Source organism: Polaromonas sp. C04 (genome assembly GCF_002002705.1).
In the GTDB taxonomy this organism is placed as follows: domain Bacteria; phylum Pseudomonadota; class Gammaproteobacteria; order Burkholderiales; family Burkholderiaceae_C; genus Rhodoferax_A.
Genome location: NZ_MUNS01000040.1, coordinates 1 through 16,011, shown reverse-complemented (window position 1 = coordinate 16,011; position 16,011 = coordinate 1). Strand labels below are relative to the sequence as shown.

Below are 16,011 nucleotides of genomic sequence, written 5' to 3'. Positions count from 1 at the left end.
GGGAGTTGCGCGAGGGGCGGCATCCAACCAAACCATTGGGGAGCGAAAAATGAAGTGCAGAGTGTTTTTTCTTTTTCTTGCCGGCCTCCTGCTGACCGGGCTCTCGCGGGCCGACATGATCAGCACCATTGCCAAAGTAAAACCGTCCGTGGTGATCGTGGGAACCTATAAAGCCACGAATAATCCGCGATTCACACTGCGTGGTACCGGTTTCGTGGCGGGCGCCGGAGATGCGGGTAACAGCAATCTGGTGATCACCAACGCCCATGTCCTCCAACCACCGGAGGAAAAAGATTTCGACGCGGCCTTGGTGGTCCAGGTCAGGGTGGATCAAAACCAGTGGCAGATGAGGCCCGCGAAGGTGCTCGAAATTGATGCGGTTCATGACTTGGCCATGCTGCGTATTGAAGGGCCGGCGGTACCGGCGCTGCGCATGGGAGACTCAACAGCTGTTCAGGAAGGCAAAGCCGTCGCGTTCATGGGTTTCCCCATCGGGGGGGCATTGGGGTTTTCACCGGTCACGCACCGCGGCATGGTGTCGTCCATTGTCGCGGCGGCCATGCCGACGCCTTCAGCCCGGCAGCTCAATGAAAAAACAATCCGCAGCCTGCGCTCTGGCGGCAATTTTGATATTTTTCAGCTCGATGGCACGGCATACCCCGGTAACAGCGGCGGCCCCCTGTTCGATCCGGACACGGGCGAGGTGCTGGGTATCGTGAACATGGTGTTCATCAAAGGAACCCGGGAATCCGCCTTGACTCACCCATCGGGAATCAGCTACGCCATCCCCTCCAGGTTTATTCAGCAATTGCTGGAACGGGGCAAGTCTGATTGACCCCACGGGCCGAGCCACTCAGTCAGCCAGAAACCGGCTGGCATTGTCCAGGTCTTCGTGGGTCATGCCGGATTTCAACACGCCGACAAATTTTCGCCAGGGAAGATCAGGTTCTATCAGTCTGAATCCATAGAAGCCGCGAAGCCCCTTGTGTTTGCCGCGCACGACCATGGCTTGGGTCACCGACTTCTCTTCTTGTCCCAACAGAATGGCGGCCTCACCCCAAATGTTGGAGGGTAGGGGCACCCTGGAATGCGCCAGAAAGCCGTGCTCGGAAAGCTCCACCACCTGCAGGTCGTAGACGTCCGTTTTTTCAGGGCCGGTGACAGAGAAGCTGCCGGGACATTTGAGTGAATACCGTTGATGCTTGCGGTGGCGGAGCCGGAAATCCGACTCCGAAAAAGTGGTCGGCAGTACCGGTTTGTATTCCGGGAGGTTGTAGATGGAATGCAGCAACCCCTTTTCCCTTTCACTCAGATTCTGAAAAGTGGGAGTGCATTGGTTGAAAAAATAGTCGAGTAAATCCGGTGTGATCACCGGATCATTGGTTGTGAAGTAGCGCCGGCTCGGCATCTTGATGTTGGGCAGCCTGGTACGCAGGAAATACCGATAAAGATTCTTGCGTCTCGGCTTCTTCCCATACACCCGCTTGAAAATTCCAGGCGCCAGGCGCAGGTCGACGCAGGCGCCCACCGCCGGCGCTCCATTGGCGAAGTCGTAATGGTCAACCGGGTTTTCCTTCAATCTTTCAAAGAACAGGAGAGACTCGTACATTTCAATCCGGTTCGGATTGACTGCAATCACAAGGTGCCGCGTGTCGAACAAAGTGGTGCAGTATTCATACATGAATTTCATCAACGGAAACAGGATGGTTCCTCCTGTGTTCCTGAACTTCGGATGCACTGCCAGCGCTGATACCTCAGCGATCCTGCCCTTATGCTCGCGAATCTCTTCCAGGTCAAAAATCGACTGCAGGGGAAAGCCGAAAACACTTTCACGGATCAGCGAAATGGTCCCGACAACCTTGCCGTCGAACTTGGCGCATAGCGTGGTTGTCGTGGGTAGCGCGTGGTAAATGGTAACGCGCATGCCCGATGGGTCGGGCTGCATGAAGCCGCTGCCAACATAGGCGTCATGAAGGAGCCGGAAGCACGCCTCCAGTTCTTCCCTGGTTTCTGCAATCTTGAGAACCAGTCGTTTGTCGGGGTGGGGGTCGCAATCAACAAACGACCGGTACACCGCAAACCGCAGGGCTCGCGGGAAGAAGGAAAATGCCCTTCGAAGCGTTTGATGCAAAAACCTTTTTGCAATTGAAGCGATTGGTGCGTGCGGATTTTTCATTCATGGAGGTCAAAAAACGAGGGGCATTCTCCAAATCTCCATATGCCCCACCCGATTGCAGGGTGTCGACAAATTCTCCCCAGGGCAGATCGGGTTCCCCATCGTAAAGCCATCAAAACCGCTGAAGCCGGTGACCTTGTCGCAAACTGTAATCGCTGTCACCGTCGATTTTCCAGATCAGGGCAATGAGGGGGAAGGCCGGGTCACTGTTTCGTCAAACGGGTGGGCCGAGGCGCCGACCGACTTGAGTATGCGCTGCACATAAGCCTGGGTTTCCAGGTATGGCGGAACCCCCCGATAGCGTTCGACCGTGCCTTCGCCCGCATTGTAGGCAGCGGCTACCAATGCCACGTCGCCCCGAAAATAGGCGAGCAACCAGCGCAGGTAGGTCAGGCCACCCCGAATATTCTGCACCGGGTCATAAGGATTTTTTACGTTGAAACGCACGCTCGTTTGCGGGATGAGCTGCATCAGTCCCTGGGCGTTTTTGGGAGACAGCGCCAGGCTGTTGAAGTTGGATTCCGCGGCGATGATGGCCAATGCCAACTGCGGCTCCACCTGGTACTGGGGTGCCATTTTCGTCACCAGATCAAAAATTTTCCTTGGGGCAATCGTCCGGTAATCCACACTCGGCTGCGCCGCAGGCGTGGCGGGCGGCAGTGCGGGATCATGCATGCAGTCGGGCACCTCGCCGGTGGAAGCGCCCACTACCTTCAACATGCGCTGCGCGGCCTCGAGTCCCTGCTCGGCGGCCAACTGGAAAAAGAAAGCGGCCATCTGGTCGCTGCGTTCCACCCCGCGCCCGTTGGCGTACATCCACCCCAGGTTGTATTGCGCCTGGGCGTCACCCAGGCGTGCGCCCTTGCAGTACAGGGCGGTAGCCAGAACAGGGTCGCGCGGCACGCCTTCGCCATGCTCGTAGGCAATGGCCTCCAGGCGCAGTCTGGAAATCAGATTGCCATCAGCGGCTGCCCCATTGGGCGTGGAGTCCCCGCCCTGTGCCGCCACGGCGGTACAGAAGGTCGCCATCAACACCGGCAGGAAGCGTGAAAAGCGCATGCGCATGGTTACAAGTATTCTCGCTTTTTTCGCGTTTGTCACGCTGCAGCCTGGAAGTAACCCTCGCCAATCAGAGCAGTGCATCAATGAAAACTTCGGGAATCACCGGTGAGGTTCCACATTGTCAGTCCAGGACCCGCGCCATGGAGCCGCCCAATTCGGTCGCGCATAGGGCAGTGGTCCAGTGATGAGATGGAAAAAATATACAGATGGCCTTGCCCTGAATTGAGTCAGGTTTTTTGAAGACAGAAATGCCATTTGGCTCGTCCTGCCTCATCTCAATGGGCGCAGCTGCGGCAAGACTGAGCTATGCTCTGCCACTTTTCTAACAAAGGAATTGACGATGGCAAAAACCCTCACGCAATTGAATGCCCAGATTGCCAAGCTGCAAAAGGAAGTCGAAGCCGTTAAGGCCAGAGAAGCGGTCGGTGTTATTGAGCGAATTAAAGAGGCGATTGCGCACTACGGGCTTACGGCCGCCGACCTTGGGTTCTCGGGGCGAGGCGCCGAGTCTGTCAAGGTGACCGGCAACGCCATTGCGAAGAAGAAGCGCAAGAAGGCAGCGAAGAAGCCGGCGGGCGTTATTCGGTACCGCGATGAAGCGGGCAATACATGGACCGGCCACGGCAAACGACCGCGGTGGTATCTGGCCGCACTTGAGTCGGGCAAAACACCGGAAGACCTCGAAGTCAACTAAGGCAGACCATCGATTTCATTGGAGAAATCTGGTCGGGGTGAGAGGATTCGAACCTCCGGCCTCTACGTCCCGAACGTAGCGCTCTACCAGGCTAAGCTACACCCCGATGACTCTTGGTCAGGAAGCGCCGTGACTGAAATGACTTCAGGACCGGCGCTCCAGCAGCTGAGCCGCCAATTCTATCAAACCCTCGCTGTACGAATTTTGCGGCAGGCAGCGCGCCGCGGCAATGGCGCGTTGCGCCTCGGATGCAGCCGCCTGCCGCGTGACGTCGAGGGCGCCGGTTTCGCGCACGATGGCAATGATGTGCTCGAGCTCGGTTACGGCGCCGGTTTCAATCGCGTGCTGGACGGTGGCGCGTTGCTCCGGGGTGCCGCGCTGCATGGCGACGATCAGCGGCAGTGTGGCCTTGCCTTCACGCAAGTCATCGCCCAGGTTCTTGCCCATCTCGCTGGCATCACCGTCGTAGTCCAGCGCGTCGTCAATCACCTGGAAGGCCGTGCCCAGGGCTTGGCCGTAATCGGCACAGGCTTGCTCTATTTCGGGCGTCGATGGGGCCAGGATGGCGCCGAGCCGGGCGCTGGCCTCGAACAGCTTCGCGGTCTTGGAGCGGATCACGCGCAGGTAGCCGGCCTCATCCAGCGCGGCGTCGTGCATGTTCATCAACTGCAACACCTCGCCCTCGGCAATGACATTGGTGGCATCGGCCAGAATTTGCATGATGCGCATGTCGCCCGCATCGACCATCATCTGAAAGGCGCGCGAGTACAGAAAGTCGCCGACCAGCACACTGGCCGGATTGCCGAAGGACTCATTGGCGGTGGCGCGGCCGCGGCGCAGGGTGGATGCATCGACGACGTCGTCATGCAGCAAGGTGGCGGTGTGGATGAACTCCACCACGGCGGCCAGATTGAAACGCTGCGCGCCGCCAAAACCCAGCGCACCGCAGGTCAGCAGCAGCAGTGCGGGGCGCAGGCGCTTGCCGCCGGCCGCAATGATGTAGTGCGAAATTTCACCGACCAGCGGCACGCTGGAGGCGAGCCGCTCGGCAATGACCTTGTCGACCTCGCGCATGTCATCGGCAATGAGGGCAAGAACGGCGGCGGTGCTGGAGGAGTGGGCGGACAAGGCGGGCAGTGCAGAAAATTTGAGCGATTATAGGAACACTGGTGTCCCGTTTTCCTGCCGCCCGGCTTGGGCATGTTAGTGATTGCCTACCATGCTATACTCTCGGGCTCTGTGGAAATTCGTCCGCAGAACTCAATTGAAGAGGTCAAGGCATGTACGCGGTCATAAAAACCGGTGGCAAACAGTATCGTGTTGCCACTGGCGAAAAAATTAAAGTAGAACAGATTGCTGCGGACGTAGGCCAAGAGATTGTGATCGACCAGGTCCTGGCAGTCGGCAACGGCGCAGAACTCAAGGTTGGCACGCCCTTGGTGTCCGGCGCAACTGTCACAGTCACTGTTGTGGCGCACGGTTTGCACGACAAGGTTCGCATCTTCAAGATGCGCCGTCGCAAGCACTATATGAAACGTCAAGGGCATCGCCAGCAGTTCACCGAACTGCAAATTGGCGCCATTGCAGCATAAGGAGCAAGAGTCATGGCACAGAAAAAAGGCGGCGGCTCTACGCGAAACGGGCGCGATTCGCAGCCCAAGATGCTCGGCGTGAAGGCTTTCGGCGGTGAACTCATCACAGCCGGTGCCATCATCGTGCGCCAGCGCGGCACCAAGTTCCATCCCGGCACCAATGTCGGCCTGGGCAAGGACCACACCCTGTTCGCACTGGTGGACGGCCACGTGTCGTTTGCCGTGAAGGGCTCGCTGAACAAGCACATGGTCAGCGTGACGCCGGCATAAGGTCGTTACTTCGATCCCATCGAAGCCCCGCTTTGCCGGGGCTTTTGTGTTTTGGCCCCCATTCTTTGTAAACTGGACACTTCATGAAATTCGTTGACGAGGCGTACATCGACATCTCCGCGGGCGACGGCGGGGCGGGTTGCGTCTCGTTCCGGCATGAAAAGTACAAGGAATTCGGCGGCCCGAACGGTGGCGACGGCGGCCGCGGCGGCCACGTCTTCGCGGTGGCCGATCCCAACCTCAACACGCTGGTGGACTACCGGTTTTCGCGTCGCCACGATGCCAAGCGCGGCGAGCACGGCATGGGCTCCGACATGTTCGGCGCGGCCGGCGACGATATCACGCTCAAGATGCCGGTCGGCACCATCATCTCCGACGCTGAGACTGGCGAGGTGCTGTACGAGATGCTGGTCCCCGGCGAGGTCATCACGATCGCCAAGGGCGGCGACGGCGGCTTTGGCAACATGCGCTTCAAGAGCGCGATCAACCGCGCGCCGCGCCAGAAAACGCCGGGCTGGCCCGGCGAAAAAAAGAGCCTCAAGCTCGAGCTCAAGGTGCTGGCCGATGTCGGTCTGCTGGGCATGCCCAACGCCGGCAAGTCCACCCTGATCTCGGCCATTTCCAACGCCCGCCCGCGCATTGCCGACTACCCGTTCACCACGCTGCATCCGAATCTGGGTGTGGTGCGGGTCGGCCCCGAGCAAAGCTTTGTGGTGGCCGACCTGCCCGGCCTGATCGAGGGCGCGTCGGAGGGGGCCGGCCTGGGGCACCTGTTCCTGCGCCACCTGCAGCGTACGCGGCTGCTGTTGCACGTGGTGGACATGGCGCCGTTTGACGACAGCGTGGACCCGGTCGCGCAGGCCAAGGCGATTGTCGGCGAGCTCAAGAAATACGACGAGGCGCTGTACAAGAAGCCGCGCTGGCTGGTGCTCAACAAGCTCGACATGGTGCCGGTGGACGAGCGCGCGGCCAGGGTGAAGGATTTCGTCAAGCGCTTCAAATACAAGGGTCCGGTGTTCGAAATCTCGGCCCTGACGCACGAAGGGTGCGCCGCGCTGGTGAAAGATGTCTACAAACACATCAAGGCGCAACAGGTGTCCGAACAGCCGTCGGAGTATGTGGATCCTCGCTTTGCTGATGGACCTGCGGAATAACCCGGTCACTATAAAAATAATAGCCGCTAGTGCAGATGTGATATGGGCTACAGGCCGAAATGACGAATAAAAAGAACTCGGGCGTATTGCGCGATGCACGGCGCATTGTCGTCAAGGTCGGCTCCAGCCTGGTGACCAACGAAGGGCGCGGCCTCGACGAAGCCGCGATCGGCGAATGGTGCCGTCAGCTGGCGGCGCTGGTACACGGACTGGAGCGGGGCACGCCGACTCGCACCGGCGCGGCCAGGCACCGGCGCGAGGTGGTGATGGTCTCCAGCGGCGCCATCGCAGAGGGCATGAAGCGCCTGGGCTGGGCCAAGCGGCCGCGTGAGATTCATGAGTTGCAGGCGGCGGCCGCCGTCGGGCAAATGGGCCTGGCGCAGATGTACGAAACCAAGCTGCGCGAGAACGGCCTGGGCAGCGCCCAGGTACTGCTGACCCATGCCGACCTGGCCGACCGCGAGCGCTACCTGAACGCGCGCTCGACCCTGCTGACGCTGTTGCGCCTCGGTGTGGTGCCGGTCATCAACGAAAACGACACCGTGGTCAACGACGAGATCAAGTTCGGCGACAACGACACGCTGGGCGCGCTGGTCGCCAACCTGATCGAGGCCGATGCACTGATCATCCTGACCGACCAGAAGGGCCTGTTCACCGCCGATCCGCGCAAGGACCCGGCGGCCACGTTCGTGCACGAGGCCAAGGCGGGGGATCCGGCGCTGGAGGCCATGGCGGGCGGCGCCGGCTCGAGCATCGGCAGTGGCGGCATGATCACCAAGATCCTGGCCGCCAAGCGGGCCGCAGGCTCGGGCGCCTCCACCGTGATCGCCTGGGGGCGCGAGCCGGACGCGTTGGTGCGACTCTCAAAAGGCGAGGCCATCGGCACGCTGCTGGTGGCACAAACCCAGAAAATCCAGGCGCGCAAGCAGTGGCTGGCCGACCACCTGCTGCTGCGCGGCGCCGTGACCGTCGACAGCGGCGCGGCCGCCAAGCTGCGCGACGAAGGCAAGAGCCTGCTGCCGATCGGCATGACGGGCGTGGAGGGCGATTTTTCGCGCGGCGACGTGATTGCCGTGCGCGACGCGGCGGGTGTCGAGGTGGGGCGCGGCCTGGCCAACTACTCCAGCGCCGAGGCGCGCCTGATTTGCCGCAAGGCGTCCAGCAAATTTGAAGCACTGCTCGGCTACGCGGCCGAGCCTGAAATGGTGCACCGCGACAACCTGGTGCTGACCCGGTAACCGGGGACTCCCGGGATGCGCGGGGTCAGCGGCGTTCGTACTGCTGCTGGGGGTTTTTCAGCTGGCGAAGGATGGCTTCAACGGAGTTGGCGGGCGCCTTGCCATTGCACACGCCCTGCTCGGCCAGCGCCAGGGCGTGCCTGGACGGCAGGTTGGCGTACAGCGAGAGCCACTGCGGATCCTCGACCGTGTTCCAGGTGCCGCTGGTGGTCGCACGTGCATAGGTCTTGAACTCACCCGTGGGGCAGCGAATGCCCTCGTACATGGCATTCGTCGCGCCGCTGGCGCTGGACGCCACCACGACGTAGCGCACCACGCCATCTTTCGAGATCGACACGGTGGCCGGATCGACCCCGAATTTCAGCGCCTGATTGGCGCCCAGATCCAGCACGACGAGCCCGCGGGTGCTGAAGGCGGGCGCCGGTGGCGCCTGTATTTCCTTCCAGTCGGGGTTCTCCGCCGCCAGCTGCGCAAAGGCGCTGCACGCCACGCATGCCAGTAGTGCCGCGGCCAGCTGTTCAAGACGTCGCATGCGTGCCTTTTGGCGGTGGTGGTGTCTGCGGATAGTCGGCTTGCGGGTCGGGTTCGAACGTGGCCCCTGGCGGCAACTCGAACGTGGCGCCCGGCTCGCGCTCGGGCTCATGAAGCTCATGCTCGCGCGTGCGCATGCCGCCACGCAGGTAGCGGTTGCGGTGATCGTGGCGCGGCAGAAAGCGCGCCAGCTCGGTCAAGGCCATCTCGTACACGCCGCGCTTGAATTCCACCACCACATCGAGCGGGACCCAGTAGTCGTTCCAGCGCCAGGCGTCGAATTCCGGATGATTGGTGGCGCGCAGGTTCAAGTCCCAGTCGTGGCCGACCAGTTGCAGAAGAAACCAGATCTGTTTCTGGCCTTTGTAGAATCCGCGCGCATCGCGGCGGATGTACCGGTCAGGCACCTCGTAGCGCAACCAGTCACGGGTGCGGGCCACCACGCGCACATGATCCGGCAGCAGCCCCACTTCTTCCTGCAGCTCACGGAACATCGCCTGCTCGGGGGTTTCTCCCCGGTCAATGCCACCTTGCGGAAACTGCCAGGAGTGGCTGCGGATACGCTTGCCCCAGAACACCTGATTTCTCTGGTTGAGCAGGACGATGCCGACGTTGGGCCTAAAGCCTTCCCGGTCAAGCATAATCAAACCCCAAATTTTTAAACTGAGACCATTATGCACAGCGTACCGCGTGCATCAAGGGGCCAAGCCCCCAGGCGTCTCCCAAAACAAGCATGAAAGCCTCCCAGTTCTTCATTTCCACGCTCAAGGAAGCCCCTGCCGATGCCGAGGTGGTCAGCCACCAGCTCATGACGCGCGCCGGCATGATCAAAAAACTCGGCGCCGGCATCTATAGCTACATGCCCATGGGGCTGCGCGTGATCCGCAAGGTGGAGGCCATCGTGCGCGAGGAAATGAACCGCGCCGGCGCCGTGGAGCTGAGCATGCCGGTGGTGCAGCCGGCCGAGCTCTGGCAGGAAACCGGCCGCTTCGAGAAAATGGGGCCGGAGCTGCTGCGCATCAAGGACCGCCACGAGCGCGACTATGTGGTGCAGCCGACCAGCGAGGAGGTGATCACCGACATCGCGCGCCAGGAAATCAAAAGTTACAAGCAGTTGCCCAAGAACTTCTACCAGATCCAGACCAAGTTCCGCGACGAGCGCCGGCCACGCTTTGGCTTGATGCGCGGGCGCGAATTCACCATGAAGGACGCCTACAGCTTCGACCGCGACCCCGCCGCGGCCAAGACCAGCTATCAGGTGATGGCGCAGGCGTACCGGCGCATTTTCGACCGCTTCGGCCTGACCTACCGCGCGGTGGCGGCCGACAGCGGCGCGATTGGCGGCGACCTCTCGGAAGAATTCCAGGTGATCGCCGCCACCGGCGAGGACGCCATCGTCTACTGCCCGGGCAGCGACTACGCCGCCAACATGGAAAAGGCCGAGGCGCTGGCGCCGGCCGGCCCGCGCCCGGCAGCAAAGCAAGCCATGACCATGACGCCGACGCCCGGCAAGAGCACCTGCGCCGCCGTGGCCGAGCTGCTCGGCGTGCCGCTGTCCACCACGGTCAAGTCGCTGGTGCTGGCCACCGACCCGGTCAACGAGCGGGGCGAAGCCACCGGGAGCCAGGTCTGGCTGCTGCTGCTGCGCGGCGACCATGGCATGAACGAGGTCAAGGTCGGCAAGGTGCCGGGGCTGGATGCGGGCTTTCGCTTCGCCACCGTGGCAGAGATCGACGAGTATTTTGGCTGCGAGCCCGGCTACCTGGGCCCGATCAAGCTCAAGAAGCCCGTGAAAATCGTGGCCGACCGCGAGGTGGTGGTCATGAGCGACTGGATTTGCGGCGCCAACGCGCCGGACTTCCACCTGACCGGCGTGAACTGGGGCCGTGACCTGCCCGAGCCCGCGCTGGTGGCCGATTTGCGCAACGTGGTCGAAGGCGACGCCTCGCCCGACGGCCATGGCGTGCTGGCGATCGAGCGCGGCATCGAGATCGGCCACGTGTTTTACCTCGGCACCAAGTACAGCCGCGCGATGAATGCCACTTTTCTGGATGTGAACGGCAAGCCGCAGTTCATGGAGATGGGCTGCTACGGCATCGGCATCACGCGCCTGCCCGCCGCTGCCATCGAACAAAACCATGACGAGCGCGGCATTATCTGGCCCGACGCGATTGCGCCGTTCACCGTGGTGGTGTGCCCGATCGGCCCCGACCGCAGCCCGGACGTGAAGGCGGCCGCCGACAAGCTCTATGAGGAATTGCTGGCCGCAGGCGTGGACGTGCTGCTGGACGACCGCGGCGAGCGCCCCGGCGCCATGTTTGCCGACTGGGAACTGATCGGCGTGCCGCACCGCATCACCATCGGCGACCGCGGCCTGAAAGACGGCCAGCTCGAATACCAGCACCGCCGCGACGCGGCCGCCACCAAGGTCGGCGTGCACGACATGGTGGCCTTCCTGAGCGAGCGGCTGCAAAAATGAGCGCTGCGATGGCATTCGCGTCGACGGGTCAAGGAATTACAAGGCGAAACTGCTTTTTGTCCTTATCGGTCGCTGCTTTATTGCTATCAAAATCAGAGTATTCCATGGCCGGCGGCCAGGTCGAGGAGCCGCTCGCCGATTCGGTGCGCACCGCGCTGGGCTCGGCGGTGGCCAACCAGGCGCCGCCGGTTCCCGAGTTCAGCGACACCGCATCGCGCTTGGTTTACCTGCGCTGGCTCGGGGCCATGAGCGAGCGGCTGCGCCAGAAAAAGCCCGACTGGCGGGCGCGCAAGGAATTCCTGCAAACTGTCTGGTACGAGAGCCACCGCGCCGGCCTGGACGAGTCGCTGGTGCTCGGCCTGATCCAGGTGGAGAGCAATTTCCGCAAATACGCCGTCTCCAGCGTGGGCGCGCGCGGCTACATGCAGGTCATGCCGTTCTGGGCGCGCCTGATCGGCGACGGCGATGCCAGCAAGCTGTTCCAGATGCAGACCAACCTGCGCTTTGGCTGCGTCATCCTGCGCCACTACCTGGACCGCGAGCGCGGCAACCTGTTCCTGGCGCTGGGCCGCTACAACGGCTCGCGCGGCCTGGCGCCGTATCCCGACGCGGTGCTGGGCGCCACCCGGCGCTGGGACTTCAGGGACGAGGCGGTTCGAGTCGCGACACCATGACCTGGTCGATGCGGTAGCTGTCCACATCGAGTACTTCGAAGGTGTAGCCGCCCCAGGTCACCTTGTCGGTGCGCTTGGGCACGCGGCGCAGCATGACCATCAGGAAGCCGGCCAGGGTTTCGTATTCTTCGTCGTGCGGCAGCGCGTCCAGGCCCAAAGCGCGCAGCACGTCCTGCACCGGCGCCACGCCGTCGATCAGCCACGAATTTTCGTCGCGGCGCACGATTTGCTCTTCGTCCGGCGGCGAGACCAGGTCGCCCATCACCGTGCTCATCACGTCGTTCAGCGTCAGCACGCCCACCACCAGGCTGTACTCGTTGACGATCACGGCAAAGTCCTCGTGCGCCTGCCTGAACTGCTCCAGCACCTCGGACAGCGTCAGGCGGTCGGGCACGATCAGCACCTTGTGCAGCAGGCTCTCGTCGGTCAGCGGAATCGGCTGCTGGGTCAACACGCGCTGGAACATGTCCTTGGCGTCCACGTAGCCCAGCACATGGTCGATCGCGCCGTCGCAGACCGGGTAGGTGGAAAACGGCTGGGCCACGATGCGCGCGCGCACCACGCTGTCGGGCTCGTCGCGCAAAAACCAGGCGATGCGCTCGCGCGGCGTCATGACGCTCTCCACGGTGCGCGTGTCGAGCTCGAACACATTGGCAATCACCTGCTGTTCGCGCCGCGCCAGCACGCCGGCCTGGGCGCCGGCCTCGGTCAGGGCCAGGATGTCGTCGGAGGTCACGCGGTCGTCGCGCTGTGCCGGCAGGCCAAAACCGCGCACCATCCAGTCGGCGCCCTTGCTGTAGAGCCAGACCACCGGTTTGAGCAGCGAGACGCAGACCTGCATCGGCCCGACCACCAGCACCGCGAGCCGTTCGGGCTGCGTCATGCTCATGCGTTTGGGGACCAGGTCGGCGAACAGGATGAACAGGGAGGTCACCACCGCGAACGAGGCGATGAAACCGCCGGTCTGGGCCGATTCGGGCGCCAGCCACAGCCCGAAAAGACCGCTGAAATGCGGGCTCAAGGCCCCTTCGCCGACGATCCCGCCCAGAATCGCGACGGCATTCAGACCGATCTGCACCACGGTGAAGTAATGCCCGGGCTGCTCCTGCGCGCGCATCACCTTGCCGGCCCGCGCGTCGCCCTCGTCGGCCATTTGGCGCAGGCGCAGGCGCCGCGAGGCCGCCAGCGAGATCTCGGCCACCGAGAAAAACGCGCTGACCGCAATCAACAGGGCAATGATGAACAGGCTTTGGCTCAGGCTCATGGCGGGAAGGCGCCGGCGCCGATGCGGCGACAGATCTTGCCCAAAGTGTAGCGGCCAGAAAAACAGCCACCGAGGGTGGCTGTGCGTGGCGCCGGCAAGCCGGCGCAGGTCAGGAGGGAACCCGGGGAGGTCAGGCGGCCGGCTGGCCCAGCATCTGCTGCAACTCACCCTTTTCGTACATCTCCATCATGATGTCGGCGCCGCCCACGAACTCGCCCTTGACGTAGAGCTGCGGGATGGTGGGCCAGTTGCTGTATTCCTTGATGCCCTGGCGGATGCCCTCGTCGCCGAGCACGTCCACCGTCTTCACGTCCTTGGGGTCCACGCCGCAGGCCTTGAGGATCTGGATGGCACGGCCCGAAAAGCCGCACATCGGGAAATTGGCATTGCCCTTCATGAACAGCAGCACCTCGCTGGACTTGACCATTTCGTCGATGCGTTGTTGTGCGTCACTCATGTTGTCTTACTCCTGGTTCCAACAAGTTCAATCAGCGGATTATTTCACGTTCGGCGCAGCGATGCCGCGCCGGCACAATACCCCCTGATAATGACCCCCCCATCGGAATACGCCCCATGAAAATCGAAAAAAACACCGCCGTGACCCTGCGCTACAAGGTGCTGGACGCCGCCGGCAAGCTCCTCGAGGAAAGCCGCGAGCCCATGGTTTACCTGCACGGAGGCTACGGCAACACCTTCCCGAAGATCGAGGAAGCGCTCGAAGGGAAAGAGCCGCAGTACCAGACCAGCATTGAACTGCAGCCGCAAGACGCCTTCGGCCTGCGCGACGAGGGCCTGCTGCAGACCATCCCCAAGACCCAGTTTCCGCCCGGCGTGAAGGTCGGCGGCCAGCTGCAGGGCCGGGGCGAGGATGGCCACGAACACGCCTTCACCGTGATGAAAATCAAGGGCGACAAGGTCTTTCTCGACGGCAACCACCCTTTCGCCGGCAAGGTCTTGCGCTTCAACCTCACCGTGACCGATGTCCGTGCCGCCACCGAAGAGGAGGTGGCGCATGGGCACGTGCACGGCGAGCATGGCCACCACCACTGACACGGCGCGCCCCGCCATCGCCCGTTGGCTGCTCATTCTTGCGTGGCTTGCCGGCCCGGGGGCCTGGGTGCAGGCACCGAGCCCGCCAACGCCGGGTCAAGCCAGCCCCCAGGTGATCGAAAACACGCTCGGCATGAAGTTCGTGCGCGTGCCCGCCGGCGAATTCACGATGGGCAGCGACGAGGCGCCGCAGGCACTCGCGGCAAGCTATCCCGCCTACGAGCACCAGCGCTTTGTGGACTTGTATGACGAAGCGCCCAAACACCGCGTGCGCATCACGCGGCCCTTTTACCTGGGGCAGGACGAAGTCACCGTGGGCCAATTTGCCCGGTTTTTGGCGCTGTCGGGCTATACGCCCGAATCGTTGGCCGACGGCACGGGCGGCTACGGCTACAACGCGGCCTATGACCCCTCCAAAACGGAGCGCGGCGACGCGTTCGAGGGTCGCAACCCCCTCTACAGCTGGCGCAACCCGGGCTTCCCCCAGGGGGACGACCACCCGGTGCTGAACGTGACCTGGAACGACGCCGTCGCGCTGGCAAAGTGGCTCAGCAACAAGGAAGGCGCCGTGTACCGCCTGCCCACCGAGGCCGAGTGGGAGTACGCGTGCCGCGCGGGCACCCCCACCCGCTACCCGAACGGCGACGACCCGCAGGCCCTCACGCACATCGCCAACACCTTTGATGCCGACGCGGCAACCTACTGGCTGCGCTGGCAGGCCTTTGCCCTGACGGGGCACGACGGCTTTGCCTTCACCGCGCCCGTCGGCAGTTTTCCTGCCAACGCGTTCGGGCTGCACGACATGCTGGGCAACGCCTGGGAGTGGGTGTCGGACTGGTACGGCGACAGCTACTACAAGACGGCGCCCGTGGATGACCCGCAGGGACCGGCATCGGGCTCGGTGCGCGTGCGCCGCGGCGGGTCCTGGCACACCTGGGCCCTGTATGCGCGCTGCTCGTTCCGGAACTGGAATGCGGCCAGCACCCGCTATACGCTGCTGGGGATGCGGTTGCTGCGGGAAGATAGGGCGAGCGGGCCTGTGCAAGCACGCGGTGAGTGAATCTACCTGGTGCCCGGTCTCGCGGCGTGATGACGCGCCACGTCAAGCCTGCGCGATAGTTTCAATCCAGTTTTCCAGCCTGTCGGATAAACTGCGGTCCCAGAATATCCGACGATCTATATCACGATAGCCGTCAGACAATGCCCCTCTACAAGTACCTGCATCCTGACCGAACTGACGTGCTACGCGACCAGTGCATTCGCTTTTCGTCACCAGCTGTCCTGAACGATCCCTTCGAGCTCAAGCCACATCTCGCCGCGCTCGCCACTCCTGAATACGCGGCGGCAGAGCTGCAGCGGGCGCTCCCGCGTGTCCTTGCCGAGGAACTCGCCCAGTTGCCCGCGGAGCTTCGCGCTCTGGTCCCGGAGAAAGTGCTGCAGGCCTTCCTTAAAGCACAGTTGCCTGCTATCCAGAAGAGCCTTGATGGCACATCGGCTCAAATGATGCCACTCCTTCAGGAGACGATGGCGCGAAAGCTGGAGGAGCTTCTTGGCGTGCTCTGCTTGTCCGAGTCCCCGAAGAGTCTTCTCATGTGGGCGCACTACGCAGATTCTCATAGAGGGTTTGTCGTGCAGTTCGATGAGACTTCGCCGTTCTTCAACCGGCGCGTCTCCGAAGATGACGAGCTTAGGCATCTACGGTAATAGTCCGACGAACACCGTCTTGCGGAGTTGAGCAGGCGGCGTGAAGATGGCGTCCACGATGAAACAAGCGGACGCCAAAATTGGAGTGCCTGCAGCGACACAAGAACGCGCCAGGACGCGGCG

18 protein-coding genes and 1 tRNA gene are annotated in these 16,011 nt (G+C 62.6%); 11 read left to right on the top strand and 8 right to left on the bottom strand.

Going from position 1 to position 16,011, the window contains the following annotated elements:
• Nucleotides 1-61 precede the first annotated feature (61 nt).
• On the top strand, nt 62-835 hold the full coding sequence (locus B0E49_RS16040) for a S1C family serine protease (RefSeq protein ID WP_286138062.1): 774 nt from the start codon (nt 62-64) through the stop codon (nt 833-835).
• 18 nt (nt 836-853) lie between these two features.
• On the opposite strand, the gene B0E49_RS16035 is transcribed toward B0E49_RS16040, so the two are convergent.
• Complete coding sequence (locus B0E49_RS16035; protein ID WP_077563285.1) at nt 854-2,176, bottom strand: GNAT family N-acetyltransferase; 1,323 nt, start codon at nt 2,174-2,176, stop codon at nt 854-856.
• Between the two features lie 177 nt (nt 2,177-2,353).
• On the bottom strand, nt 2,354-3,319 hold the full coding sequence (locus B0E49_RS16030; RefSeq protein WP_144264601.1) for a transglycosylase SLT domain-containing protein: 966 nt from the start codon (nt 3,317-3,319) through the stop codon (nt 2,354-2,356).
• Between the two features lie 259 nt (nt 3,320-3,578).
• Here B0E49_RS16030 and B0E49_RS16025 point away from each other — a divergent pair, with 259 nt between their 5' ends.
• Nucleotides 3,579-3,932 carry an H-NS histone family protein gene (locus B0E49_RS16025; RefSeq protein ID WP_077563282.1) on the top strand — a complete coding sequence of 118 codons (354 nt, stop codon included), beginning with the start codon at nt 3,579-3,581 and terminating at the stop codon, nt 3,930-3,932.
• A gap of 29 nt (nt 3,933-3,961) precedes the next feature.
• On the opposite strand, the gene B0E49_RS16020 is transcribed toward B0E49_RS16025, so the two are convergent.
• Nucleotides 3,962-4,038: transfer RNA gene (locus B0E49_RS16020), tRNA-Pro, on the bottom strand.
• A gap of 38 nt (nt 4,039-4,076) precedes the next feature.
• Complete coding sequence (locus B0E49_RS16015) at nt 4,077-5,060, bottom strand: polyprenyl synthetase family protein (RefSeq protein ID WP_077563281.1); 984 nt, start codon at nt 5,058-5,060, stop codon at nt 4,077-4,079.
• Nucleotides 5,061-5,212: 152 nt separating this feature from the next.
• Between B0E49_RS16015 and rplU the strand changes: the two genes are divergently transcribed.
• From rplU to proB, 4 genes are all read left to right on the top strand, one after another.
• On the top strand, nt 5,213-5,524 hold the full coding sequence (gene rplU / locus B0E49_RS16010) for a 50S ribosomal protein L21 (protein ID WP_077563279.1): 312 nt from the start codon (nt 5,213-5,215) through the stop codon (nt 5,522-5,524).
• A gap of 12 nt (nt 5,525-5,536) precedes the next feature.
• Nucleotides 5,537-5,794: a 50S ribosomal protein L27 gene (gene rpmA, locus B0E49_RS16005; protein ID WP_077563278.1), complete on the top strand. Its 258-nt coding sequence runs from the start codon at nt 5,537-5,539 to the stop codon at nt 5,792-5,794.
• An 83-nt stretch (nt 5,795-5,877) separates the two neighbouring features.
• Nucleotides 5,878-6,948, top strand: coding sequence for an Obg family GTPase CgtA (gene cgtA, locus B0E49_RS16000; RefSeq protein WP_077563276.1), 1,071 nt, complete (start codon nt 5,878-5,880; stop codon nt 6,946-6,948).
• Nucleotides 6,949-7,007: 59 nt separating this feature from the next.
• Complete coding sequence (gene proB, locus B0E49_RS15995; protein WP_077563274.1) at nt 7,008-8,186, top strand: glutamate 5-kinase; 1,179 nt, start codon at nt 7,008-7,010, stop codon at nt 8,184-8,186.
• Nucleotides 8,187-8,211: 25 nt separating this feature from the next.
• Here the strand turns inward: proB and B0E49_RS15990 are convergent, their stop codons facing one another.
• Together B0E49_RS15990 and B0E49_RS15985 are read right to left on the bottom strand one after the other, a co-directional pair.
• Complete coding sequence (locus B0E49_RS15990; RefSeq protein WP_077563273.1) at nt 8,212-8,718, bottom strand: CNP1-like family protein; 507 nt, start codon at nt 8,716-8,718, stop codon at nt 8,212-8,214.
• Nucleotides 8,705-9,358, bottom strand: coding sequence for an RNA pyrophosphohydrolase (locus B0E49_RS15985; protein ID WP_077563271.1), 654 nt, complete (start codon nt 9,356-9,358; stop codon nt 8,705-8,707). Before B0E49_RS15985 ends, B0E49_RS15990 begins: the two co-directional genes overlap by 14 nt.
• Before the next feature lie 92 nt (nt 9,359-9,450).
• Here B0E49_RS15985 and B0E49_RS15980 point away from each other — a divergent pair, with 92 nt between their 5' ends.
• Entirely contained in the window at nt 9,451-11,196 is a 1,746-nt protein-coding gene (locus tag B0E49_RS15980) for a proline--tRNA ligase (RefSeq protein ID WP_077563269.1), read from the top strand.
• Nucleotides 11,193-11,870 (top strand): lytic transglycosylase domain-containing protein, encoded by a 678-nt coding sequence (locus B0E49_RS15975; RefSeq protein ID WP_077563267.1) that lies wholly within the window; start codon nt 11,193-11,195, stop codon nt 11,868-11,870. The genes B0E49_RS15980 and B0E49_RS15975 overlap by 4 nt, the downstream gene beginning before the upstream one ends.
• Here the strand turns inward: B0E49_RS15975 and paeA are convergent.
• Complete coding sequence (gene paeA / locus B0E49_RS15970) at nt 11,836-13,134, bottom strand: polyamine export protein PaeA (RefSeq protein ID WP_077563266.1); 1,299 nt, start codon at nt 13,132-13,134, stop codon at nt 11,836-11,838. The two genes, B0E49_RS15975 and paeA, sit on opposite strands and share 35 nt — an antisense overlap.
• Before the next feature lie 130 nt (nt 13,135-13,264).
• Complete coding sequence (grxD, locus tag B0E49_RS15965; RefSeq protein ID WP_077563265.1) at nt 13,265-13,591, bottom strand: Grx4 family monothiol glutaredoxin; 327 nt, start codon at nt 13,589-13,591, stop codon at nt 13,265-13,267.
• A 116-nt stretch (nt 13,592-13,707) separates the two neighbouring features.
• Here grxD and B0E49_RS15960 point away from each other — a divergent pair, with 116 nt between their 5' ends.
• The 3 genes from B0E49_RS15960 to B0E49_RS15950 all read left to right on the top strand — a co-directional run bounded on the left by B0E49_RS15960 (nt 13,708) and on the right by B0E49_RS15950 (nt 15,888).
• The gene (locus B0E49_RS15960) at nt 13,708-14,184 is read left to right on the top strand and encodes an FKBP-type peptidyl-prolyl cis-trans isomerase (protein WP_077563263.1); all 477 of its coding nucleotides are present in this window, start codon (nt 13,708-13,710) and stop codon (nt 14,182-14,184) included.
• 133 nt (nt 14,185-14,317) lie between these two features.
• Nucleotides 14,318-15,244 carry a formylglycine-generating enzyme family protein gene (locus B0E49_RS15955; RefSeq protein ID WP_286138071.1) on the top strand — a complete coding sequence of 309 codons (927 nt, stop codon included), beginning with the start codon at nt 14,318-14,320 and terminating at the stop codon, nt 15,242-15,244.
• Nucleotides 15,245-15,384: 140 nt separating this feature from the next.
• On the top strand, nt 15,385-15,888 hold the full coding sequence (locus B0E49_RS15950; RefSeq protein ID WP_077563261.1) for a DUF2971 domain-containing protein: 504 nt from the start codon (nt 15,385-15,387) through the stop codon (nt 15,886-15,888).
• The last annotated feature ends 123 nt before the right edge of the window (nt 15,889-16,011 follow it).

What these genes read in the sequence shown, in the direction of transcription:
- B0E49_RS16035 (WP_077563285.1), bottom strand. Translation starts at nt 2,176, where the DNA reads ATGAAAAATCCGCACGCACCAATCGCTTCAATTGCAAAAAGGTTTTTG.
- B0E49_RS16030 (WP_144264601.1), bottom strand. Translation starts at nt 3,319, where the DNA reads ATGCACTGCTCTGATTGGCGAGGGTTACTTCCAGGCTGCAGCGTGACA.
- B0E49_RS16025 (WP_077563282.1), top strand. Translation starts at nt 3,579, where the DNA reads ATGGCAAAAACCCTCACGCAATTGAATGCCCAGATTGCCAAGCTGCAA.
- rplU (WP_077563279.1), top strand. Translation starts at nt 5,213, where the DNA reads ATGTACGCGGTCATAAAAACCGGTGGCAAACAGTATCGTGTTGCCACT.
- rpmA (WP_077563278.1), top strand. Translation starts at nt 5,537, where the DNA reads ATGGCACAGAAAAAAGGCGGCGGCTCTACGCGAAACGGGCGCGATTCG.
- cgtA (WP_077563276.1), top strand. Translation starts at nt 5,878, where the DNA reads ATGAAATTCGTTGACGAGGCGTACATCGACATCTCCGCGGGCGACGGC.
- proB (WP_077563274.1), top strand. Translation starts at nt 7,008, where the DNA reads ATGACGAATAAAAAGAACTCGGGCGTATTGCGCGATGCACGGCGCATT.
- B0E49_RS15990 (WP_077563273.1), bottom strand. Translation starts at nt 8,718, where the DNA reads ATGCGACGTCTTGAACAGCTGGCCGCGGCACTACTGGCATGCGTGGCG.
- B0E49_RS15985 (WP_077563271.1), bottom strand. Translation starts at nt 9,358, where the DNA reads ATGCTTGACCGGGAAGGCTTTAGGCCCAACGTCGGCATCGTCCTGCTC.
- B0E49_RS15980 (WP_077563269.1), top strand. Translation starts at nt 9,451, where the DNA reads ATGAAAGCCTCCCAGTTCTTCATTTCCACGCTCAAGGAAGCCCCTGCC.
- B0E49_RS15975 (WP_077563267.1), top strand. Translation starts at nt 11,193, where the DNA reads ATGAGCGCTGCGATGGCATTCGCGTCGACGGGTCAAGGAATTACAAGG.
- paeA (WP_077563266.1), bottom strand. Translation starts at nt 13,134, where the DNA reads ATGAGCCTGAGCCAAAGCCTGTTCATCATTGCCCTGTTGATTGCGGTC.
- grxD (WP_077563265.1), bottom strand. Translation starts at nt 13,591, where the DNA reads ATGAGTGACGCACAACAACGCATCGACGAAATGGTCAAGTCCAGCGAG.
- B0E49_RS15960 (WP_077563263.1), top strand. Translation starts at nt 13,708, where the DNA reads ATGAAAATCGAAAAAAACACCGCCGTGACCCTGCGCTACAAGGTGCTG.
- B0E49_RS15955 (WP_286138071.1), top strand. Translation starts at nt 14,318, where the DNA reads ATGAAGTTCGTGCGCGTGCCCGCCGGCGAATTCACGATGGGCAGCGAC.
- B0E49_RS15950 (WP_077563261.1), top strand. Translation starts at nt 15,385, where the DNA reads ATGCCCCTCTACAAGTACCTGCATCCTGACCGAACTGACGTGCTACGC.